We start from the raw sequence: 22,899 nt of genomic DNA on the forward strand, positions 1-22,899 counted from the left end.
CTGAATTTTATTTGTTTAGTTTAAAATTCAAAAGAAAATCGGTGTTTGTTTTGTACGTCACGGAATTGCTCAAAGCAATCGTAATTTTTCTGTTTTGAATGATGGTGTCTTTGTATTGATAATTCTCAGGATGCCGTTCGTTATCTAAAAGTAGATAATAATCTCCATTTAAATTATTCGACCAGCCGTACATAATAATATTTTTGAAAGGTGATTTCTTTCCTTTTTGCAGATTTTTGTAAGCCTTTTTATCATTTGCAAATTTAAAACCCCCGAAAGATTGATACTTTAATTGAAGCGAATTATTTGAAATGCAGACATAAGCCTCATAACAATTCTGTGTTTTATTAAATTTAGAATATTTAGAAAAAGGTGTGCAGGAAATAAAACTTAAAACAAGCAAGAACAAAAGTACTCTCATTTGTAATTTATTTTATGATTTAATTCAATTGGGTTATTATTCTCGCGGATTATTTTTTGCTCACTTTCGTTCATTTCTTTAAAATTTGGGATCAATTCGTTGCCCTCTTCATCAACCCATTTCATCACAACTGCTCCGCCTGCATTTTTACCATTTATTTCCCGGGTCGGATCAGAATAATAAGCCAGTGCTAATTTTTCATATTGTTTCCAGGAAATAGGTAAGGCTTTTTCTTTCTCGTACAATTTTCCATCAGAGTTTTTAATTTGAACTAAGGAAAAATGATACTCATTCTGAGTATCATTAATTTCAGTAATTAAGCCAGGTAATCCATAAAAAACATAAGGTCCTTCTTGTAATGGAATTTCATTGGTGAACCACGCAGTCCACTTTCTGCCACCGTAACTTGTAGTTGCTTTTTGAGCTTTCATTCCTAAGCTTTCCTTTGTTTCTTTCTCAATATTCCAAACCAGGTCTTCATCGATTTTGACGGTAAAGAGTTTTTGAAAATTATTGATAAATTTCTTCGTTTCCTTCGTCTTCAGATCTTTCGAAACACTTTTGAAATCCTTAAAAGAAGTAGTCATAAAACTTAATCTCTTCGTAGCATGAAACGTAGAATCTGCTTCTTTGTCTTTTAATGTTCTAAACATTGATTTCCCATCATTGATATCTAACGCAAATTTTTCCGTAGCGATGCTGTCTTTTGTCGGATTCGGTTTGAATTTTAATTCATAAACGAAACTTTTATTTTGGGAGAAGACGAAACTAAAAGCGAATACGGTAATGCTAATAATGAATTGTTTAATCATGCTGTCTAAATTTTTTAATTAAATCTATTTCTTAGCAGACCCTTGAAAAACCATTGTCAAAGGCATTTTAAAAACATAAGATACATTTTGACCATCTTTCGTTGCAGGTGTCCACTTTTTTTCTTGATTTGAAAGTTTTATGCTTCTTAAGGCTTCCTCGTTAAACTTTGGATTCTCACCTTCGCTCATAAAATCCGACACATTTCCGTTTTCATCAATTGTAAAATAAATAGTCGATTTCATTAAACCTTCTTGCCCAGTTAAAACCGTCGTGTCAAAATTTTTACTAACCAACGTGCGAAATTCGTTGATTCCGCCTGGATAAGATGGTAAAACATCTACCGATTCACGTGGCTCTGCTGGTGGAGGTGGTGGTGGAGGCGACGTTGGAAACGCATTTTCTGCCACTATTTTCTTTTCCTTTCTAATCGTATCAATTTTCACGATGTCTTTCTCCAAAGAATTTTCGAAGAACTGAGGAATAGTTTCTGCTGCTTTCTTATTGTTCTCAGAAAATGCAATATTCTGGTTTTTCTTAATTTCTGGCGTAGTAGAAGGAATTAGCACTTCTTTTTCTTTGGTGAAAGAAGCAAATAAAATCGCAAAAACTGGAAGAAGAATAACTTTCTTCATTCCGGCTAATCTGGAGTTTTTTGAAGTCATCATAATAAATCTTTTTTTGGTGTTATTAAAATCGAACTGGTGCGTAAGGTTGAAACTTTGCGCCATTTTTATTTCATTTAAAATTAAATACTGGTAGTTTTTAACATCATAATTCTTTTGTAAAACATATTGATCTGCTAAAAATTCGTGATTGGCAATCATGGCTTTTTTATAAAAAAATAAGGCAGGATTAAACCAGGAAAATATTTTTAAAAACTCAATGAACAGAATATCCAAACTGTGTTTTTCCTCCACATGACATTTCTCGTGTAGAAAAATTCGGTTATCAATCTGATCATCAACGAGATATTTTCTACTTAAATAAATGGTTCCCATAAAACTGAACGGCGCGTAATTTTTTTGGAGGATCAGAATTTTTTGATTCTTGTAAGTCCGCATTTCACCTTTTAAAAATTGAAGCCGCAGAAAGGAATAAATAAATTTGATCAAAAAGAATAAGGAAACCAGTAGATAGGCGATAAATAGGATTTTCATCCAGTCAAAGGATGGAGCAACATTCACGCTCGCTGCATTCAATTCTAAACTCCCCTCACCGATGATCAGTTGCGGATTATCATAAGATTTAAAAGGTGAATTATAGGGAATAAAAGGCACAATATAGGAAAATACAACCGCAGAAAGTAGAAAACTCCGGTTGAATTTAAAACTTCGCTCTTTTTCTAAAAACAAATAATAGAAGGCAATCAACAACGCAGAAGAAAGTACGATTTTAAAAATTAAGGTTTCCATCTTTTTATTCTTTTATTTGGTGATCAATGATATCCCGAAGGTCTTTTAGCTGTTCTTGCGACAGCTTTTTGCTGTTTGCGAAAAAAGAGGCAAACTGAGAAACCGAACTGTTGAAAAAACGGTCAATCATGGAGTTCATCTCTTGATTGAAATAGGTCTCTTTATCAACCTTCGGAAAATATTGTCTTGAATTTCCAAAAAGTTTATATCCCACTAAATTCTTCGTTTGCATTCTTTTCAGTAAAGTTGCTATGGTTGTGGATGCCGGTTTTGGCTCCGGATATTTTTCTAAGATATCTTTCATGAAGGCGGCTTTTTGATCCCATAAAATATCCATAACCTCTTTTTCCGCTTCTGTTAATTTATGTTTCATATCTACAATCTTATATTTTGTTCTACAAATGTAGAATGAATATTTCAATTACACAACATTTTATTCTAAATTGTTTATATTTACGTAGTAAAAATATTACAAATTACCAATACATCACACTTTAACGCATATCATTATGAAATATCAAATTCTTAAACTGTCTTCATTTTGTTTGATTTTAATGATTTCCTGTACTGGAAATTCTAAATCTACATCTGAAAAAAATAATATGGCTGGTCAAAGTGGTCAACTTCCCAATCCTGAAACTGCCGATAAGAATGCACCTTCCTATCAGTCTGCTTTTGCAGGACAATCCAGAATAGCAGGTCTGAAAACAAAGGCTGAATACAAAGTAGAAATTATCAATTCAAGTTTAGAAAAACCCTGGGGAATCATCAACCTTCCCGATGGACGATTTTTAATTACAGAAAAATCAGGTTTTATGAATATTGTTTCTCCGGACGGGAAAACAATTTCAAAAGTCGAGGGATTCCCAAAAGTTGATACCAATGCTCAAGGTGGACTGCTCGATGTTGCTTTGGACCCAGACTTCCAAAATAACAGGATGATTTACTATACATTTTCAGAACCCGTTGAAGATGGAAATCACACGGCAGTGGGTAAAGGAAAACTTTCAGAAAACGAAAAGATGATCGAAAATCCTCAGGTTATTTTCAGAGCTACACCAACTTACGATGGCAAATTACATTACGGAAGCCGTTTGGTTTTTGACAAAGAGGGATATCTATTTGTAAGCACAGGAGAACGTTCTGATATGGAAACCAGACCCTTAGCTCAAAATACGATGGCTTATTTGGGTAAAGTTTTAAAAATAACAAAAGAGGGTAAACCTGCGCCAGTAAATCCTTTTATCGGCAACGTAAAATATAAACCGGAAATCTACTCCTACGGACACCGAAACCCACAAGGTTTGGCAATGGACGACAAAGGTCAACTTTGGGAAGCGGAGATGGGTCCAAAAGGAGGCGACGAGGTTAACCTTATTCAACCCGGAAAAAATTACGGCTGGGGCGATGTTACTTATGGATTAGAATACAGCGGTAAAAAAATTAATAACGGAACAACACAAAAAGAAGGTACAGAACAACCTGTTTATTATTGGGATCCTTCAATCTCAATGAGTGGAATCACTTTTTACAACGGTACGATGGAAGAATGGAAAAACAATTTATTCCTCGGGTGTTTGAGTGGTGAAAAAATCATTAGACTCGTCATTAAAGATAATAAAGTTGTCGGCGAAGAATGGTTGCTGGAAGACCAAAAAGAACGTTTCCGCGATGTGTTAAATGGATATGACGGAAATCTTTACGGCATTACGGACAGTGGAAAACTCTATAAAATATCGAAAAAGTAGGAGTTAGTTTTCTAAATAAACCAAACTTCCGGGAAAATCATCATCTAAACTTTTTAAGACTTTTGCAGCTTTTGTTTTATTCTTGAGTTCGTCAACGAAAAAACTCGTTTCAAAAAACTGACGGTGAATTCCGGTCAATAATTCCATGAAATAGTCCATTCCTACTTGGTTGTTATGCAGATCCATCTTTGTCTCCAGAGGTTTGTTGGGGAAAAGTTCTTCGTGCATATCGGTCATTTTCTTACAGTAATCCAAGGCTTTTCTCGGGGAAGAAATTTTGCAGCAGTACATTAAAATAAGGCAAGTCCAGAGCGCATGACGAAATGCATTTCCTTCCCCATTGTTGGAGTGGGTTTTCGGGAAATGTTTTTGCGCTAAGGAGAAACTTTTTAACGTGGCATATAGCCCCATGATCGAAAACAAAGGATGTGACAGTGTTAATCTTAAGAGCCTCATAATTTTACTGAAGCTTAAAGATTGCAAAGCATTAAATATAATTTTGACGTTTCTCATAAAAAGAAATCCCACCTCCTGCGAGGTGAGATTTTATCAATTAGGTTGTAAATCTTAAGCGTGGCTTAACAATCTCACAGTTTTTGACACTTTATCTTTGATTTCTGTTCTTTTAACAATGAAATCAACAAAACCTTTTTCCTGCAGAAATTCTGAAGTTTGGAAACCTTCTGGCAAATCTTTACCGATAGTTTCACGAATCACACGTGGGCCGGCGAAACCAATTAATGCTCCGGGCTCTGCCATTATAATATCGGCGGTCATTGCGAAAGAAGCGGTAATTCCACCAAATGTTGGATCACATAAATAAGCAATATACAATAACCCAGCTTCTGAAAGCTGTGCTAATTTTGCCTGAACTTTTGCCAGCTGCATCAATGAATAGGTTGCTTCCTGCATTCGTGCACCACCTGACTGGCAAATGATCATATAAGGCAATCTGTTCTCTATGCAGTAATCAACCGCACGACGGATCTTCTCGCCCATCACTGAACCTAAAGAACCACCAATGAAACTGAAATCCATACAAGAGATCACCATTTTTTCTCCATTCACCGTACCTACTGCGTTACGGATCGAATCAGTAAGCTTAGTTTTGGCTTTCACTTCTTTCAGTCGGTCAGTATACGATTTTGTGTCCTTGAACTGCAACATATCTACACTTTCCACATTTGCGTCCAGCTCCGTAAATTTATTATCATCAAAAAGGATTGAAAAGAACTCGCGACTGCCAATTCTCACATGAAAACCATCTTCTGGCGACACGTAATTATTCGCTTTTAATTCTTCGTGCTCGATAATTTTTCCGGTTGGAGTCTGATGCCAAAGTCCTTTAGGAACATCTTTTTTATCTTCCGTTGAAGTCGTAATATTCTGTGCCTTTCTTTTAAACCAGTCGAATGCCATATATTTCTAAATTTTAGAATTTAAATTTCAGATCATAAATTAAACAAAATACTTTGTCAAATCTATTATTCTTCATTTATAATTAAAGTGTATTTACATTATTCAGGTCTTCAAAAGCCTGAACCAATCTTTTACTAAAGGTTTCTTCTCCTTTTCTAACCCAACCTCTTGGATCATAATATTTTTTATTTGGCTTGTCTGCGCCTTCAGGATTTCCAATTTGAGATTTAAGGTAGTCTAATTTCTCAACCATATAATCTCTAATTCCCTCTGTGTAAGCAAACTGCAAATCGGTATCGATATTCATTTTGATAACTCCATAATCAATCGCTTCTCTAATCTCCTCTAAAGTAGATCCGGATCCACCGTGGAAAACAAAATTAATTGGCTCCGCTCCAAGACCGAATTTCTCGGAAACATATTTTTGAGAATTATCTAAAATTTTCGGAGTCAACTTCACATTTCCAGGTTTGTATACGCCATGTACATTTCCGAAAGCTGCAGCAATCGTAAAATTAGGAGAAATTGCATTTAATCTTTCGTAGGCGTAAGCCACTTCATCAGGTTGCGTGTAAAGCTTTGATGAATCTACACCGGAATTATCAACACCATCTTCTTCCCCTCCGGTAATCCCAAGCTCGATTTCTAAAGTCATGCCCATTTTTGCCATTCTTTCGAAATATTTGCAGGAAATATCTAGATTTTCCTCTATAGGTTCTTCTGATAAATCAAGCATGTGAGAAGAATACAAAGATTTTCCGGTCTGTTTGAAAAACTCTTCGTTTGCATCCATCAAGCCATCAATCCAAGGCAATAATTTTTTTGCACAGTGATCGGTATGTAAAATTACCGTTGCTCCATAAGCTTCTGCCAATGTGTGAATGTGTTTTGCACCAGCGATACCACCCAAAATTGCCGCTTTTTGGCCGTCGTTGCTCATGCCTTTTCCTGCATTAAAAGCAGCACCACCGTTTGAAAACTGTATAATTACGGGCGAATTTAGCTTTGCAGCTGTTTCCATGGTTGCGTTTACATTGCTTGAACCAATGACATTAACTGCGGGTAATGCAAACTTATTCTCTTTTGCAAATTGAAAAATGTCGGTTACCACTTGTCCTGTGGCAACACCAGCTGGAAATGCTCTGCTCATAATCAGTATTTTTATAGATTTATTATTGTCCTTTTTTTGGAACAGTAAAGTTAGGAATTTTAAGTCAAATATTTAATTTCTTTTATCATTGCCCCAAAGCAGTTTCTGACGGATGGTTTCATAAAAACTTAAATTATTGGGATGGATCAACAAAATTTTGAAATGTGCTTTTCTGAGTATAATTTCAACATCAGTTTCCATATGGAAAAGGCGGGAATCCAGTGATAGTGAATATTGCGGAACCCTACTTTTCACATTCAATCTTATTTCAACATTATCATTTACAATTAAAGGACGCACATTTAAGTTATGCGGCGCAATCGGGGTAATAACAAAAGTGTCATTATTTGGAGTAATGATTGGTCCTCCGCAACTTAATGAGTAAGCCGTAGAACCCGTTGGCGTGGAAATAATAATCCCATCACCCCAAAATGTATTTAAAAATTCACCATTAATATAAGATTCTACCGTGATCATCGCCGTAGTTTCTTTTCTTGAAATGGTTAAGTCATTTAAAGCAAAAGGGAAAAACATGGAATTGTTCGGGGATACGATTTCAATGACCGAACGTTTGCTGATTTTAACTTCTCCTTTTATAATATCATCGAGCTCTAAAAAGATTTCTTCTTTGGTAAAACTTGCGAGGAAACCTAAACGTCCTGTATTTACTCCCACCACCGGAATCTCTAAATCCTGAACAAAAATTAAAGAATTAACGATTGTTCCATCACCGCCGAAAGTAAAAAACAAATCGACCTTCATGGATCTTAAATCTTCTTTGCCGGCGAAGGTTTCAAAGTTCTTGGAGAACTGCATTGCGTTGGCCATTTCTTCGTATAACACGGCCTGAACTCCTCTTTTCTCAAGTTCAGATACAAATTTACTCAGATACAAGAAGGTATCTAAATCATTTTTTTGGGAATAAACGGCTACTTTCATTGGGTTTAAAATTCCATATATTTTTGAAAAAATCCGAACCGGTCTTTTAGCAGTTCTTCTTTTTCGTCATCGTAATATTTGTGAACGACGTTGTAGCCGTATCTTTCAAAGGTTTCATCAATCGAACTAAGATTTTCACTGCTGATCTTTAAAGTAATCTGCACCTCTTCATCAACAAATGAGCTGATATAACACCCGTAAATTTTAGCATTGTTAGACTCCACGATCTTACATACATCGGTCATCGAATAGTTTTTGCTGTGAATCTGTACGACAAGTAAAGCTCCAGTTTCCGAAAATAAGGGATATTTGGCAAATTCACTAAAGACATCATCACAGGAAAAATATCCGCGATACTTTTCTTGCTTTGTGATGATGGGAATAATATTCGTATTAAAGGTGTGAAATAATTTAATAGAATCCAGGATATTACCGTCATCAAGCAGCGCAAACTTCTCGAAGTGATGCTCTAAAGAGGCAAGGTTTCCCTCCGGACTTTCTTCCAAAAACTGCTGACTCAAAGCTCCCTGATAAATTCCTTTCTTTTTTATAAAGACGTGCGAGTAGCCGAATTCCTTTGCCACTTCATTCGCTTCTTCTATGGAATCACTGGTATTGAATGCCGGATAATCTTTGGAGATGTAATCTTTAATAAACATTAGCCAAATTTAGGAAAATATTAAAAAAGAAAGTGTGTTTTAAAAATATTTTAAAATTAACAAAATATTATTTGCAACGTATTATATCTTTTATATATCTTTGTCGCCTTTCATTTTTACTTTTTATTAGATTTATTTAAAACCGCACGACTTTTGGGTCTTGCGGTTTTTCTTTTTTAGGGCTTTTTGCACGCAGAAAAATGAGTCCTCCCAAAATAATAAATGCGCCTACAAACTGCATGGGTGTAAGTTTTTCCCCATCCAGAATCCCCCAGATCACAGCGACAACCGGCATTAATAAAGTGACGGTGGAGGCAAACAAAGGCGTAGAAATATTGAGTAGGCGATAATTCATCATCATGGCCAAACCAGTTCCGAAAATGGAAAGCAAACTCACAAATCCCAATCCAATAAATAAACTCCGATCTGGATGAAGGTCTGTAAAAAATCCAGAAAGCACTAAAGCAACTAGTGACGGCACAATAAGCACAAAGGAAAATACGAAAGCCGAAAGGATTTTTGCGGGGATTTCATGGAGTTTTGCTTTTACAGTCGTCATTGAAATCGCGTAACCCAAAGTAGCGATCAATAGTAAGACGATAGGAAACAATTTTAAATCTCCACTTTCACCACCCGAGAGTGCTAATATACACGCACCCGAAAAACTGATGGCAACGCCAACTAATTGTCTTTTCGTTGTTGAAAATTTCCAGAAAAGCAATCCAACAATAATAACGAAAATGGGCATCATTGAATTTACAATTCCCGCAATGCTGCTGCTGACCGCTTTTTCGGCAATAGGAAAAAGAAACATAGGAATGAAATTTCCCGTGATCGCTGCCAAGACCAACCATTTTATATGTTTTCTCGGGAACTTTTTAATATTACTGATTGCCATTGGCAGCAAAAGTATGCCGGCAATCAGAACCCTTAAAGCACCAACTTCGTACGGACTGAAATGGTCCAGTGATTTTTTTATTAATATAAATGAAGAACCCCAAATAATGGAAAGCACTATCAGTAAAACCCATTTTTCTTTTTCAGGATTCATAGTTGCTGTTATTTTTTAAAATATTTAAATACTCCTTTTTAGTAATCATTTTTGCGCCTAAACTTTCCAGATGTTCCGAGTGGATCTGGCAGTCGATCAATTCTATTTCATCTAAATGGCTTTGAATAAAATTAATAAAACCCGCTTTTGACGCGTTGCTAACTTTTGAAAACATGCTTTCACCACAAAAAACTTTACCGATTTGTATTCCGTAGAGACCACCGACCAATTCATCATTTTGCCAAACTTCGATGCTTTTTGCAATTCCCTGATGATGCAGTTCGACAACCGAGTCAATCAATTCATCAGAAAGCCAGGTTCCGTCCTGATCTTTTCTGTAAATATTTTTACATTCTTCCAGGACTTTTCGGAAACACGTATTTTCAGTAAAAGTAAAAATCTTATCCCGCAAAATTTTCCTCATTGACTTTGAAACTTTCAACTCTTGGGGAAAAAGCACAAAACGGGGATCGGGACACCACCACAAAATCTCTTCATCGGGATTGAACCAGGGAAAAAGACCAATTTGATAGGCAAAAGCTAACCGATCGGCAGACAGATCGCCTCCAATTGCCATGATGCCTGACTCGGAATCGAGCAAGGCAGGATCTGGAAAAGAAATTTCATTGGGATTTAGAAGTATCATTCGAAAATTAAATCCTGCTTCATGAAGCAGGATTTATAGTAATTAAAACTTAATTTTTAAAAAGGCAAGTCATCTTCGTCTTCTTCGAAAACATTTCCTCCTTGTGCCGGAGCCGCTTGTGTTGTTGCAGACGGAGTTGCTTGAGTAGGTTCATTAAAGCCACCTTCTCCTAAGCTATCAACTCTCCAACCGGTAATTGAGTTGAAATATTTCACTTCTCCTTGTGGTGAAGTCCATTCTCTACCTCTCAAATTGATAGAAACTTTCACTTTATCACCTTCTTTTAGTGGATTTAATAAATCTCCTTTTTCCTGCAGAAATTCAATATTAATAGGTTGAGGGTACTGTTCTTCGGTCATCAGCACCATTTCTCTTTTTTGAAATCCACTCGCAAATGTCTGAACTTCAGTTATTTTCTTTACTGTTCCTTGTAATTCCATGATATAAATTCGTTAAGAGGGTAAAAGTAATAAAAATGGAGATAAAAAGAAAGTTCTGGCGTTATTTTCGAAAAAAATAAAAAATAAAAAAAATAGTTTGGATTAGTTAGAAAAAATCTTTTATATTTGCACTCACAAAAAAAGAGAAAGAGTTCATTTAGCGGATGTGATGTAATTGGTAGCCATGCCAGACTTAGGATCTGGTGCTGTGAGGCGTGGGGGTTCGAGTCCCTTCATCCGCACTTTTTTAGAAGTATTTTTTAATAAAAATACAGATGCGAAAATAGCTCAGCTGGTAGAGCACGACCTTGCCAAGGTCGGGGTCGCGGGTTCGAATCCCGTTTTTCGCTCCACTACTTGCCTTGGTGGTGGAATTGGTAGACACGCAGGACTTAAAATCCTGTGTCCGTAAGGATGTACGGGTTCAAGTCCCGTCCGAGGTACTTCAAACCCTCTGTAACGCAAGTTAACAGAGGGTTTTTTATTTTTAGGGGGAACAGAAGGGGGACTTTAAAGGAAAGTTTTTAAAATTAGTTTAAACAAAAATTTTGTATTTTATAATGATTTGCATTTAACAATTGATTTTAATTATTATTATAATATCTAGCGCCTCTGCAATTACTACAAAACTCTTTATTTCGAAATACTTTATTTTTAAACATTCATATTGAACACCTTGATGAATGTAAATATCAGAAAACCAATCATTTAACTGATGTTATTGAAAAATGTTAAATGTTAACATAATTATCTTTTAGTTTAGATTTTATAACTTTTTGCAAAAAACATAGACGAAGTAGACCTCTACTTCCTTTCTCAAGTTTATCATTTTTCAAGATGTCGCACAACCCGCACAGTTCGGTTCACCTGAAATTTCTCAGTTTATCCAATTGATATTTGCAGCATTCGGCAAAAATTTTATTCCAAATAATTTTCGCTCTTTTAATTCTCATTTTCACATTTTCGAGTGCTTAACCGGTTAAAGCAGCAATTTCTTTCTGTTTTTTCCCTTCGATATAAATCAAGTCAATGACGAGTTTGTATTTTTCGGGGAGATCAAGTAGAAAATTGATCAAAACAGCACGCATCGTGATAATCTTCGTTTAGAATTTTCTTAATTTTCTTTTACCTGTTCCACGTGTAATGATTGCTGGTGGAAATAGTTTATTATTTCATTTCTAACAATTTGAAAGACCCAAGCCCTAACTTTTGTAGCTGTTTTAAGATGATATACATATTCATGTACTTTTAGGAAGTTATTTTGTAAAATGTCGGTCGCAGCAGTTTTATCCTTCACTTTCTTAAGAATAATAAGATATACTTCGCTATTTAAATCATATCAAACGGTTTGTGTATTAATACATAAAGTACAAAGGTCACTATCCACTGACCTTTAGTTTAGTTAGAGCAACCGCATTTCCTGCATTTACATTGGAAATAAGCACAGTTCCTTTCTTTGCAATTTCCACAATTACATATGGTATAACCTGCACGTTCTATAAATTCCTCCTGCGTAAGTTTCACTCTCTGATTTTTTTCTTTTACAAAGCAATCAAGTTTCATTTCAATTAGATGTTTTAACAACGAATTTACGCAAATGTGCGAAAAGTGTGCGGTTATGATTAAAATTATCATTTAGAATTCAACTCTAAGCATTTACTCAATTTTACAATTTGTTGCAAAAATCACCCCCATCTTACCCACTCTGAAATAATTACACTATAAGAAAAAAAAGCAAGTGAAGGTAGTCGCTAATTTTTGAAAGGAAACTTAATACATAAAGACTATTGAGTAAAATTCTTTTTACTTTTCTCAAATCCACCCTGAAATTTCTCTGAGATTACAAATTTTTTAGTTGCAACGACGAGACTATTTTTTCCGTAAGAACTTATTTTTGAAGTATTAATGATTTGGGAGCGGTTGATTTGTAGGAAATTGTTCGCATTTAGAAGTGTTTTTATTTTCTTTAACGTCATTAAGGGAATATACGGAACCTCCCGGTTCTTGGTATAAATTTTCACATAATCCCGCATACTTTCGATATAGAGAATTTCGGAGGAATTCAGTTTGACCTGTTGCGCATCAATTTTAATAAAGAAAAAATCGTTAGAATAATCGTTGCTTTTATTGGTTTTTAATTCAATGGAAGTTAAAACTTTTTGGGCAGAATTTTTTAACTCTTCAAAACTGTAAGGCTTCAAAAGAAAATCCACAACGTCCAGTTTAAAGCCTTCTACGGCATAGTTTCCGTAAGCACTTACAAAAACGATTTCGGGCTTTTTAGCAAAATTATTCAGGATTTTACTCAGTTCGATCCCATTGAGATCCGGCATTTCAATATCCAGAAAAACACAGTCGGTTTCGTTTTGAGAAATGTATTTTAAAGCTTCGGGCGTGGAGGAAAATGAAGCTTCAAGTTGTAAGAAATCTACTTTAGAGATAAATTCAGACAACAGTTTCAGAGCTAAAGGTTCGTCATCTAAGGCAACACAGCGTATTTTCATTTCAGATCAATTTGCAGTTCGCAGTAATATTTTCCGTCTTCTTTCCTCGAAATATAAGTGTAATTCCCCGGATAAAGAATATCTAAGCGTTTGATGGTATTATCAATTCCAATTCCCGACGAGTCCAAAGACTTCACCTTATTTTCAAAGATTTCGTTTTGTGTTTTTAAAGTAAACCGTGTGTCATTCAACGCAGTTTCAATGATAATTTCACAGGATTTTTCGGTCGTAATTCCGTGCTTGAAACAGTTTTCAATAAAGGTTAACAGGATCATCGGAACAATTTCCAAGTCTGTATTCACGTCCAAAATATCAGCTTTGAAATCAACGTTCTTAGGCAGACGATGTTTCATGAGATCCAGATAATTTTTAATGAAACCAATTTCTTCTTCTAATTGTACTTTCCCGCGATTTTTTTCATTCATGGCGTACCGCATCATTTTAGAAAGTTGTAACAAAGCTTCCTGAGATTGTAGAACGTCGGAATGGGAAAGCGCATAAATCGTATTGAGCGTGTTGAAGAAAAAGTGCGGTTGAATCTGGGCTTTTAATGTCGATAACTCCGCTTTCGATTTTTCTTCCCGAAGAATGATATTGTGTTTCTCTTCTTGATTCCACTTTTTTACCAGTTCTAAAATAACTCCGGTTGCTAAAATTATGGTGACTAAAATAATGATATAAAAGAAGATAAAGATATTCCTTTTTTTAACGTAAGGTTCACCAGGTCTTAATTTCTGATGCATTAACTCGCGAATATTTAAAGCGTTAGAAACCAATTCCATTAAAAAAACCGATGCAATCGCGATTGCTATTATGCACAAAATATAATAAAAAAGGCCGTGTTTTTTATGAATGACTGGTAAGAGATAATTAACATTCCAATAGTATATGGCAAGCAGCAGCCAAAATAAAATAAAGTGGTAAAAGTGATATTCCAGCGGCAATTCTACCGGATAAGCCATAGGAACTAAGAGTAGAAGCACAATTGCAAGTAGAATCCAAGGGAAAAGGTGTGGCAATAATTTTCGGATCATTTTTAAGTTTCTGGAAATTGCAAGGTAAATCAATTTCTAACCATAAAAGAAAAACTCGTCGTGAAAAAATTGGAGTTCGTCTAATAAATTTGAGTTGCTTTCGGCTAAAGTGCACTTTTGCATTATTAAAAAAAAACATTCATGGATTTTACATTTTTCATTATGACCGCAGTTTTAGTTGTCACGCTAATCGCCCCAATTTTTAGTTATTACGCCATCAGGAAAGTAAAACAAAAAGACCTTGTAACTCATAAAAAAATACAAACCTTGATTTATGCATTTTGTATCGCTGCAGTTTTGGTTTTGGAATTGTTAATTCGTTTCTCGGGAGGCTCCGGAAGTATGTATGGAGGCAGTTCCCACGCCGATAATCCAGTTTTTAAAACGATTTTGACCGCACATATTATAGGTGCCGTTTTGACTTATATAATATGGACTTATTTAATCATAAAATCTCGGCGGAAATTTCAAAAAACACTTCCCGGAAAATTTTCAGTTACACATAAAAAAGTAGGAGTTGTGGTGTTTGTTGGCTTGGTTTACACCGGAGTTACCGCATTAGTTGTGTATTTAATGTCCCTCGATTTCATATAATTTCGCTCATTATTTTAAAATATATAAAAAAATGACAAATCTTATTCTTAAGATCGTTTTAATTTTTACGCTGTTTCTAGCATCCCAATTTTCTGCCCAAACCGGAAGTATTAATATTAATGTGTATGATGACTTTAGCAAAAAAGCACTTTCTGCTACCGTAGCAGTAAATTCCACGGAACAGAATTTTCAAGGCGACGGAAATGTTTTTTTAACCAATCTTCCCGTTGGCGTTTATCAGTTTCAAATTTCTGCGGAAGGTTATGCAGAAGGACTTTTAAAAGAAATCGACGTTTTACCGAATCAAAACATCAGTTTCTCCGTTGGACTTACGAAACTGGCCATGGCAAATATTGATGAAGTCATTATCGCCAAAAAAGCTTATAAATCTACGGCTGAAAGTCCGCTTTCCCTGCGAAATATTACGAGTGAAGAAGTACAGAAAAATGCGGGATCTAACCGTGATATTTCAAAAGCCATCCTTTCTTTTCCAGGAGTTGGGACAACGGCCACTTTTAGAAATGATCTTTTTATTCGTGGCGGTTCTTCGGCTGAAAATAAATTCTACATTGACGGAATTGAAGTTCCGGTAATCAATCATTTTCAAACGCAAGGAGCGAGTGGTGGACCAAAAGGAATCCTTACCATTGATTTTATTAAAGATGTCGATTTTTACAGCGGTGCTTTTCCGGCGAATCGAAACGGCGCTTTATCTTCCCTTTTCGAATTTAATTTAAAACAGGCCCGAAAAGATAAAATCGGTTACAAAGGAGTCATCGGCTTTGATGATATCCAGTTGATGGCCGATGGTCCACTTTCCAAAGATCAATCCTGGACCGGACTTTTCAGCGCGCGAAAATCCAATCTTCAGTTTTTATTTAAAGCGATGGGACTTCCATTTTTACCGTCCTACAGCGATGCTACTTTTAAGATCTCTAAAAAGTTCAAGTCCGGTGATGAACTTTATTTTCTTGGTTTAGGTGCCGTTGATGAATTTAAATTTAATGAAAATGCCAACGAATCTTTGTACAATCAAAGTTTAATTGAAAGGTTGCCCGTTTCGCCACAATGGAATTATACCATCGGAACAGGATATCGCCATTTGGTAGAAAACGGTAACTGGCTTTTTACGTGGAGCAGAAACATGCTCGATAATAAATCGACCAAATATTTTAAAAACATAGAAATCCCGGAGAATTTATTACTGGATTATCATTCTCAGGAGAGTGAAAATAAAATCCGTATAGACCGTAATTTCCGGATTTCGGATTATAAATTGAGTTCGGGTGCCAATATTAATTTTTCCAACTTTACCAATCGGTCTTTTGTAAAAACCGTCACTCAAAACGGACCGGTCACCGATCAAACAAATTCTGATCTCGATCTGTTTCAGTATGGACTTTATCTTCAGGGTGCAAAAAAATTATTCGACAATAAGATGGAAGTTTCTGCCGGCCTCCGGTTAGACGCCAGCAATTATTCTGAGCTTACCAATGATCCTTTAGAACAGTTTTCTCCAAGAGCATCTTTAAAATATTTGTTTGCCGAGCGTTTTTCTTTTAACGCCACTGCCGGGATTTATTATATGTTGCCCACTTACACGGCGTTAGGTTTTCAGCAGAATGGAAATTTGGTGAACAAGAACACTTTGAAATATATCAAAAACACTCAATTTGTTTCAGGATTTGAATTTAATGGTAAAAACAATCTGCGTCTTACTTTGGAAGGGTATTATAAAAAATACCAGAATTATCCTTTCTCTTTGAGAAATCAAATTTCGCTCGCTAATCTTGGTGGTGATTTCGGTGTGGTAGGAACGGAACCTTTAGACAGTCGTGGAACCGGCGAAACTTATGGTTTGGAAGTTTTAGCGCAAAAAAGAACCGTCAATGATTTTTATGGAATTGCTTCCTACACTTTCGGGTATTCTAAATTCAGTGATGCACAAGGTGATTTATTGCCATCCAGCTGGGACAGCCGACATATTTTATCATTGACCGGTGGGAAATATTTTAAAAGAAACTGGAATATCGGTGCAAGATTCCGCCTGCAAAGTGGCTTTCCGCAAACGCCGTATGATATTGACCGAAGTGAACTCGTCAACAACTGGAATATTACCAACGGACCTGTTTCGGATTTTTCCCAACTCAATACGCTTCGTGGAAACCTGGTTCATCAGTTAGATTTCCGCGTGGAAAAGAAATGGATTTTTAACAAATGGCAATTGACTTTCTATGTGGATGTGGTAAATGTGTATGGATCCGATAATCCAAGTGCTTTACCGGTGATTGGTTTAGACCGCGATGCAGATGGAAACGGCGTCATCAGTAATCCTGGTGCACCGAAAGATCAGCAGATCTACAATCTTAATTATGAGGATATCAAACGATCTTCTCCACTTCCCTACTTCGGATTTATATTCGAGTTTTAGTTTCCATCATTTTAAAAAAAAATAAAATAAAAATTATAACAATGACTTCAAAATTTGAAATCAGTTCAATTATCAAAAGGAAAACACTTGGGCTCACCCTCGTATTAAGTGCCGCCAGTTTTGCCTTTGCACAACAGAAAACGCAAATCTCGGGAGAAGTGACCGGACCGCAAAATGTAAAAATCCCTTACGCTTCTGTCAATTTCATCAATACTACGAATAAGACAGCTAGCGATGCGGTTTTGACAGGGGAGAGCGGAAAATATACCGTAAGTCTGATGCCCGGAAGTTATACCGTTTCCATCGAAGCCATTGACTTTAAAAAATACACCGAAAAGTTGATTGTTACCGGCAGTCCTTCGGTAAAAAATTTCAGTATTGTATCCGAAAATACCAGCCTTGGTAAAACCCAGAATATCGAAGGAGTAACCATTACGGCTCAAAATACAAAACCTTATCGTGTAGAGCTGGATAAAAAAATATATGATCCTGCAACTGATTTGATCAGCAAAGGTGGAAATCTTCAGGATGTATTGAGCAATGTGCCTTCGATTTCCGTGGATACCGACGGAACCGTTTCCATGCGCGGAAATACGAATATTAAATTTCTGATCAACGGAAAACCTTCTGCCATGTTGGGTATTGATGAAGGCGCCGATGCGCTGAAAAGTATTCCTGCAGACCAGATCGAGCGAATTGAAGTCATCACCAATCCATCCTCCAAATTTGAAGCCTCCGGAACGGCCGGAATTTTAAATATTATCCTGAAAAAATCCAAGAAACTGGGTTTTAATGGAAGCGTGACCGGCACCGTTGGTTATTTGCCGCAAACCAGTTTAAATACCAATTTAAGTTGGAAACGAGGCGCCTGGTCTTATTTCATCAATGGTGGCGGCAGTTACAGCCGCAGTAAGTTTGTCAATAACCAGGAATATCAATCACTTCTGCTGCCCGAAAATATGAAAGACCGTTCCACCTTCTACTCCAAACAGGACAATGACGGCAAAGGGGAAAGTAATTCTTATAATGTGAATACCGGATTTGTGGTTGATCTAACGGAGAAATCGGCCTTGAATGCCTCGGTGATGTTCCGTAATTTCAAATTTGATTCTAATGATACCGGAAATTATTTTGAAACGTTTGTGTCGAAAACAGCTGCGGGATCTTCACTTTATGACCAGACAACTAATCGGTTAAGTGATGGCTTTCGGAAGAGTAATTCTTTTCAGGCAGATTTGGGTTTTGACCAGAAAATCGGTGACAAAGGCCAGTTGCTGACTTTAGCCGGAAGTTTTCAGAACAGTAAAAGCGACAATGATTCCAAAGCAGATGAGCAGAGTTTTACCACAACCGGATTAAATTCACGCCTGCAAAACGACGTCTTCAGCACGTCAGAAAGTACGACCTATTTAGGAAAGGCCGATTATGAATTGCCACTTGGTGAACTTTCAAAATTTGAAGCAGGTTTGAGGTTTGATTACACCAAGAACGACTATGATTATGCCGTGAATGAAAGCAGAAATAACAGTGCATTTTTGCCTCTTGCAGATTTTACGAGCAAGACTTTATACTCCGAAAAAATCGGTGCAGCTTATGGTCAGTTCAAAAGTAAATTAGGAAATTTAGGTTACCAGCTCGGCCTGCGCGTTGAAAATACCAACATCGATATTGATTTTCGCTCGGCAAGAGAGGGCAAGCAGGTGCAGAAGCAAAAGGAATATACCGGCTTTTTTCCAAGTGCTTTTTTAAGTTATGAAGTAACTAAAGGCAGCCAGTTTCTCCTGAATTATTCCAGGCGGATTCAGCGCCCGCGTTCTTTCTTTTTGGTACCTTTCAATTCCTATAATACGCGGAGCTTATTTGAAGGAAATCCGGATTTAAATCCAACCTATGAAAACTCTATTGAATTCGGATACAGTTTATCCAAAAGCAAACTCACTTTAAATCCAACACTTTACTTTAAAAAATCAGAAGATCAAATCAATTTTTATCAAAGAAGAAGTACCAATTCAACGGGCGGAACAGTAGTTTTGACCACGCCTGTAAATGCAGGATCCAATGAAAATTATGGTCTGGATTTGAACGGAAGTTATGACGCTTTTAAATGGTTGCGTATCATGGGAAGTGTAGATTTATATGGATACAGAAACAAAGGCCAATATTTTGAAACCGACTTCGATGGTGAAGGATTTTCCAGCCGAATAAGACTGACAACCACTTTCAAGCCTGATAAAAACAGTTCCATCCAACTGCAGGGATCTTATCGTGGTGCTGAAAATACCGTTGTCAATAACAGAAACGCAATGTATGTTTTGAATGCGGGCGCCTCACGAACTGTTTTAAAAGGCGACGGAACTTTAACCTTCAACATTCAGGATGTTTTGAATTCCCGAGCCAGAGAATTTACTTATAATGGCCCGGATTATACGCAATACTCCTTCATGCAGTTTGCCCCACAACAATTTACTTTATCGCTTACTTATCGCTTTAAACAGGGGGATAAAGTGGATCAGCCAAAACGGAAAAAAGATGTGAACAGCAACTTTAGAGGTGATGAGGAGGGTCCGATGTAATTTCTATCATTATTTTTTTCATTGAAAAATCCTGAAGTTGAGCTTCAGGATTTTCTCTTTTATAGAAAAATAAGTTTCGATTTTTTCTAAGAAATTAAACTCGTAAACAAATTCCCGTTCTCATTCAAATATTGATACTCAAATTTTCGTTGTCTTAATCGTTCTTCAATTTTTTTAAAATCATTTTGGTTTCTCAATTCCAGACCTACAACCGCTGGTCCGCTCTCTCTGTTATTCTTTTTCGAAAATTGGAAGTAAGTAATATCATCATCTTCACCCAAAATATCATTCACGAATTCCTTCAAAGCGCCTGGTCTTTGCGGAAATTGAACGAGATAATAATGTTTCAAACCTTCATATAATAAGGATCTTTCCTTGATTTCTTCCGTTCTGGAAATGTCATTATTGCCGCCGCTCACGATGCACACCACATTTTTTCCTTTGAGTTTTTCCTTATAAAGATCCAGAGCAGAAATGGTCAAAGCTCCCGCAGGTTCTACAACGATGGCTTCTTCATTGTATAAGCGCAAAATGGTGGTGCAGACCTTGCCTTCCGGAACCAAAATAATATCGTTTAAACGATCTTTACAGATTTCAAAAGTTTGTTGTCCAACTCTTCCCACTGCAGCACCATCTACAAATCTATCCAGTTGGTCTAAAGTAGTATTGATTCTATTTTCAATGGAGGTTTTCATTGAAGCTGCGCCTGCGGGTTCAACGCCAATGATTTTCGTGTGCGGACTCAATTCTTTAAAAACGGTAATTAATCCGGCTGCCAAACCGCCGCCACCAATCGGAACCAACAGATAATCGATAGGTTCAGGATGGTCTTCCAAAATTTCCAGACCGATGGTTCCCTGTCCTGCAATCACTTTTTCATCATCAAAGGGATGGATAAACAAGGCGCCAATTTCAGCACAGAAACGGCGGGCTTCCTGAAAAGAGTCATCAAAAGTGTCGCCTTTCATAACCACCTCCACCTTATCTTTTCCAAAAAGTTTTACCTGTTTTGTTTTTTGGGGTGGCGTAGTCACAGGCATAAAGATCGTGGCTTTAATATTGAGTTTTCTGCACGCATACGCCACCCCTTGTGCGTGATTTCCGGCACTCGCACATACGACGCCCTTTGCTTTTTCTTCCTCTGAAAGGGAGACGATTTTATTATATGCACCCCGTAATTTGTAGGAGCGAACGGGTTGTAAATCTTCTCTTTTCAGATAAACCTGAGCAGAAAATTCTTCGCTCAGGTTATCATTTTTCATTAGTGGCGTATGAACAGCAACCCCTTTAATGCGGTTGCGCGCTTCATATACTTTTTTTAATAAATTCATGATGCAGTGGGTCTTAATTTTCTGACTTCCAAGCCAGTTTGCCACAGTTCACTGTTGTGCATGAGGCTTAATTCTTCTTCCAGTTTCAAACGGTAATCCTCTTTACTGTTGGCTTCAATCACGATTTCAGCCTCTCTGCCTGAAATTACACTGTCGTATAATTCATTCAAAACAGGTTCTGTAGCCTCGCGGAATCTTCCTTTCCAATCCAGAGCACCGCGTTGAGCAGTGGTAGAGCAATTTGCAAACATCCAATCCATTCCGTTTTGTGCAACGAGCGGCATTAAACTTTGGGTGAGCTCTTCTACGGTTTCGTTAAAAGCTTCACTGGGCGAATGACCGCGCTGACGGAGAACATTGAACTGTGCCTCAAAAATTCCTGCGATCGCGCCCATTAAAACACCCCGTTCTCCGGTGAGATCGCTGTACACTTCTTTCTGAAAAGTGGTTTCAAACAGGTACCCCGAACCGATGGCGATTCCTAAAGCCAAAGCGCGTTCATGTGCTTTTCCGGTCGCATCCTGAAAGACAGCATAACTGGAATTCAGCCCCTGTCCATTCAGGAATAAACTTCGAAGTGAAGTTCCGGAACCTTTTGGAGCCACCAACACGACATCGACATCTGAGGGCGGAACAATTCCTGTTTTTTCATGAAAAGTCACACCAAATCCGTGGGAAAAATAGAGTGCTTTTCCTTTGGTTAAATGTTTTTTTATGCCTTCCCAAGCTTGGATTTGACCGGCATCTGAAAGTAAATTCATAACGATGGTAGCTTTGTCGCAGGCTTTTTCCACCTCAAAAAGGGTTTTTCCTTCTTCCCAGCCGTCAGCTAAGGCTTTTTTCCAACTGCTGGTTCCCTTTCTTTGTCCGACAATTACTTTTACGCCATTGTCTCTTAAATTCAGGGCCTGTCCCGGACCTTGAACACCATATCCGATGACGGCGACGGTTTCATTTTTTAAAACCTCCTGTGCTTTATTTACAGGATATTCTTCGCGCGTTACTACGTTTTCCATTACTCCTCCGAAATTGATTGTTGCCATTTTTTTCTGTTTATTTTTTTGTTATTAATGAATTTTTTTTGGGCGTTCCCCTCCCGAAAACGGTCGGGTAGGGCTGTACGCTGTATCTTTTGTTCCGCAGGCTCCACAAAAGTATGCCGCTTCCATTCCTAACGCAGACCCCGCCCTGATTGTAGTTGATGTTTTTAATTTATTTTGCCAGTTCGTCTAAATAAATGCTGAGGTTTTTCATGGGTTTCGTCACCGCGACTCTTCCCGAACGGGCAAATTCCAGTACTCCGAACGGCTGTAGCTTTTCGAAAAGCAACTGCGTTTCTTCCACATGCCCGGTTTTTTCGATGACGATGAATTCCCGATCTACCGTCAGAATTCTCGCATGATGTTGGCGGATGACTTTTTCCACATCGCCATTGGTTAAGGCGTCGGTTTTAATTTTGTACAATGCGATTTCCTGGTGGACAATCTGCGCATCCTCGTGAACAAAGGCTTTCAAAACATCGATGACTTTTTCCAGTTGCCCGATGACTTTTTCAACCTGCTCTTTGGTTGTTCTTAAAACAATCGTGTAGCGGAAAACGCCTTTAACTTCTGATTCTGAAGCGGTGATGCTGTCGATATTCAAATGTCGGCGCGTGAAGATGATGGTGATTCGGTTCATCATGCCGATGCTGTTTTCGGTAAAGACCGATACGGTATATGTTTTTTCCATTGT

Annotated in this window: 23 protein-coding genes and 3 tRNA genes; 7 read left to right on the forward strand and 19 right to left on the reverse strand. The window is 37.2% G+C overall.

Annotated features, from left to right (window positions below):
- Positions 1-7: 7 nt before the first annotated feature.
- From EIB73_RS09790 to EIB73_RS09805, 4 genes are read right to left on the reverse strand one after another with little or no spacing between them, the layout of a single operon-like run.
- Positions 8-421 (reverse strand): hypothetical protein, encoded by a 414-nt coding sequence (locus tag EIB73_RS09790; protein ID WP_125024940.1) that lies wholly within the window; start codon positions 419-421, stop codon positions 8-10.
- Entirely contained in the window at positions 418-1,233 is an 816-nt protein-coding gene (locus tag EIB73_RS09795; RefSeq protein WP_125024941.1) for a GLPGLI family protein, read from the reverse strand. The genes EIB73_RS09790 and EIB73_RS09795 overlap by 4 nt, the downstream gene beginning before the upstream one ends.
- A gap of 24 nt (positions 1,234-1,257) precedes the next feature.
- The gene (locus EIB73_RS09800; RefSeq protein ID WP_125024943.1) at positions 1,258-2,646 is read right to left on the reverse strand and encodes a M56 family metallopeptidase; all 1,389 of its coding nucleotides are present in this window, start codon (positions 2,644-2,646) and stop codon (positions 1,258-1,260) included.
- 4 nt (positions 2,647-2,650) lie between these two features.
- Positions 2,651-3,019, reverse strand: a complete 369-nt coding sequence (locus EIB73_RS09805; protein WP_125024945.1) for a BlaI/MecI/CopY family transcriptional regulator — start codon at positions 3,017-3,019, stop codon at positions 2,651-2,653.
- Positions 3,020-3,155: 136 nt separating this feature from the next.
- Between EIB73_RS09805 and EIB73_RS09810 the strand changes: the two genes are divergently transcribed.
- Positions 3,156-4,394: a PQQ-dependent sugar dehydrogenase gene (locus EIB73_RS09810; protein ID WP_125024947.1), complete on the forward strand. Its 1,239-nt coding sequence runs from the start codon at positions 3,156-3,158 to the stop codon at positions 4,392-4,394.
- Between the two features lie 3 nt (positions 4,395-4,397).
- On the opposite strand, the gene EIB73_RS09815 is transcribed toward EIB73_RS09810, so the two are convergent.
- The 8 genes from EIB73_RS09815 to EIB73_RS09850 all read right to left on the reverse strand — a co-directional run bounded on the left by EIB73_RS09815 (position 4,398) and on the right by EIB73_RS09850 (position 10,698).
- Positions 4,398-4,907, reverse strand: coding sequence for a DUF6973 domain-containing protein (locus EIB73_RS09815; RefSeq protein ID WP_125024949.1), 510 nt, complete (start codon positions 4,905-4,907; stop codon positions 4,398-4,400).
- A 54-nt stretch (positions 4,908-4,961) separates the two neighbouring features.
- Positions 4,962-5,813, reverse strand: a complete 852-nt coding sequence (gene accD, locus EIB73_RS09820) for an acetyl-CoA carboxylase, carboxyltransferase subunit beta (protein ID WP_125024951.1) — start codon at positions 5,811-5,813, stop codon at positions 4,962-4,964.
- Positions 5,814-5,895: 82 nt separating this feature from the next.
- Positions 5,896-6,963, reverse strand: a complete 1,068-nt coding sequence (gene fbaA / locus EIB73_RS09825) for a class II fructose-bisphosphate aldolase (RefSeq protein WP_125024953.1) — start codon at positions 6,961-6,963, stop codon at positions 5,896-5,898.
- Between the two features lie 72 nt (positions 6,964-7,035).
- Positions 7,036-7,902 (reverse strand): NAD kinase, encoded by an 867-nt coding sequence (locus tag EIB73_RS09830; RefSeq protein WP_125024955.1) that lies wholly within the window; start codon positions 7,900-7,902, stop codon positions 7,036-7,038.
- Positions 7,903-7,907: 5 nt separating this feature from the next.
- Complete coding sequence (locus EIB73_RS09835; RefSeq protein ID WP_125024957.1) at positions 7,908-8,561, reverse strand: CBS domain-containing protein; 654 nt, start codon at positions 8,559-8,561, stop codon at positions 7,908-7,910.
- A 136-nt stretch (positions 8,562-8,697) separates the two neighbouring features.
- Complete coding sequence (locus EIB73_RS09840; RefSeq protein WP_125024959.1) at positions 8,698-9,612, reverse strand: DMT family transporter; 915 nt, start codon at positions 9,610-9,612, stop codon at positions 8,698-8,700.
- Positions 9,602-10,258 (reverse strand): leucyl/phenylalanyl-tRNA--protein transferase, encoded by a 657-nt coding sequence (gene aat / locus EIB73_RS09845; RefSeq protein ID WP_125024961.1) that lies wholly within the window; start codon positions 10,256-10,258, stop codon positions 9,602-9,604. Before aat ends, EIB73_RS09840 begins: the two co-directional genes overlap by 11 nt.
- Before the next feature lie 56 nt (positions 10,259-10,314).
- Positions 10,315-10,698, reverse strand: a complete 384-nt coding sequence (locus EIB73_RS09850; protein WP_125024963.1) for a DUF3127 domain-containing protein — start codon at positions 10,696-10,698, stop codon at positions 10,315-10,317.
- A gap of 160 nt (positions 10,699-10,858) precedes the next feature.
- Here EIB73_RS09850 and EIB73_RS09855 point away from each other — a divergent pair.
- The 3 genes from EIB73_RS09855 to EIB73_RS09865 all read left to right on the forward strand — a co-directional run bounded on the left by EIB73_RS09855 (position 10,859) and on the right by EIB73_RS09865 (position 11,141).
- Positions 10,859-10,940 (forward strand) — tRNA-Leu (locus EIB73_RS09855).
- 35 nt (positions 10,941-10,975) lie between these two features.
- Positions 10,976-11,051: transfer RNA gene (locus EIB73_RS09860), tRNA-Gly, on the forward strand.
- A 6-nt stretch (positions 11,052-11,057) separates the two neighbouring features.
- Positions 11,058-11,141: transfer RNA gene (locus tag EIB73_RS09865), tRNA-Leu, on the forward strand.
- A gap of 528 nt (positions 11,142-11,669) precedes the next feature.
- On the opposite strand, the gene EIB73_RS15350 is transcribed toward EIB73_RS09865, so the two are convergent.
- The 4 genes from EIB73_RS15350 to EIB73_RS09880 form a co-directional block, all read right to left on the reverse strand.
- Positions 11,670-11,786 (reverse strand): sigma factor-like helix-turn-helix DNA-binding protein, encoded by a 117-nt coding sequence (locus tag EIB73_RS15350; RefSeq protein ID WP_228411225.1) that lies wholly within the window; start codon positions 11,784-11,786, stop codon positions 11,670-11,672.
- Between the two features lie 26 nt (positions 11,787-11,812).
- Positions 11,813-11,995: a sigma factor gene (locus tag EIB73_RS15220; protein WP_262706693.1), complete on the reverse strand. Its 183-nt coding sequence runs from the start codon at positions 11,993-11,995 to the stop codon at positions 11,813-11,815.
- 487 nt (positions 11,996-12,482) lie between these two features.
- Positions 12,483-13,202, reverse strand: a complete 720-nt coding sequence (locus EIB73_RS09875) for a LytR/AlgR family response regulator transcription factor (protein WP_125024965.1) — start codon at positions 13,200-13,202, stop codon at positions 12,483-12,485.
- The gene (locus EIB73_RS09880; protein WP_125024967.1) at positions 13,199-14,236 is read right to left on the reverse strand and encodes a sensor histidine kinase; all 1,038 of its coding nucleotides are present in this window, start codon (positions 14,234-14,236) and stop codon (positions 13,199-13,201) included. Before EIB73_RS09880 ends, EIB73_RS09875 begins: the two co-directional genes overlap by 4 nt.
- A gap of 141 nt (positions 14,237-14,377) precedes the next feature.
- Here EIB73_RS09880 and EIB73_RS09885 point away from each other — a divergent pair, with 141 nt between their 5' ends.
- Genes EIB73_RS09885 through EIB73_RS09895 form a run of 3 tightly spaced genes read left to right on the forward strand, consistent with a single transcriptional unit; the run spans position 14,378 to position 19,834 of the window.
- Complete coding sequence (locus tag EIB73_RS09885; RefSeq protein ID WP_125024968.1) at positions 14,378-14,830, forward strand: DUF420 domain-containing protein; 453 nt, start codon at positions 14,378-14,380, stop codon at positions 14,828-14,830.
- 31 nt (positions 14,831-14,861) lie between these two features.
- Entirely contained in the window at positions 14,862-17,261 is a 2,400-nt protein-coding gene (locus tag EIB73_RS09890) for a TonB-dependent receptor (RefSeq protein ID WP_125024970.1), read from the forward strand.
- Positions 17,262-17,302: 41 nt separating this feature from the next.
- Positions 17,303-19,834 (forward strand): TonB-dependent receptor domain-containing protein, encoded by a 2,532-nt coding sequence (locus EIB73_RS09895; RefSeq protein WP_125024972.1) that lies wholly within the window; start codon positions 17,303-17,305, stop codon positions 19,832-19,834.
- Between the two features lie 86 nt (positions 19,835-19,920).
- On the opposite strand, the gene ilvA is transcribed toward EIB73_RS09895, so the two are convergent.
- The 3 genes from ilvA to ilvN all read right to left on the reverse strand — a co-directional run bounded on the left by ilvA (position 19,921) and on the right by ilvN (position 22,896).
- Entirely contained in the window at positions 19,921-21,165 is a 1,245-nt protein-coding gene (ilvA, locus tag EIB73_RS09900) for a threonine ammonia-lyase IlvA (protein WP_125024974.1), read from the reverse strand.
- The gene (gene ilvC, locus EIB73_RS09905) at positions 21,162-22,208 is read right to left on the reverse strand and encodes a ketol-acid reductoisomerase (RefSeq protein WP_125024976.1); all 1,047 of its coding nucleotides are present in this window, start codon (positions 22,206-22,208) and stop codon (positions 21,162-21,164) included. Before ilvC ends, ilvA begins: the two co-directional genes overlap by 4 nt.
- Positions 22,209-22,377: 169 nt before the next feature.
- Positions 22,378-22,896 carry an acetolactate synthase small subunit gene (gene ilvN, locus EIB73_RS09910; protein WP_125024978.1) on the reverse strand — a complete coding sequence of 173 codons (519 nt, stop codon included), beginning with the start codon at positions 22,894-22,896 and terminating at the stop codon, positions 22,378-22,380.
- Positions 22,897-22,899 lie beyond the last annotated feature (3 nt).

Origin of the sequence: Kaistella carnis, assembly GCF_003860585.1 — a bacterium.
Taxonomy (GTDB): Bacteria; Bacteroidota; Bacteroidia; order Flavobacteriales; family Weeksellaceae; genus Kaistella; species Kaistella carnis.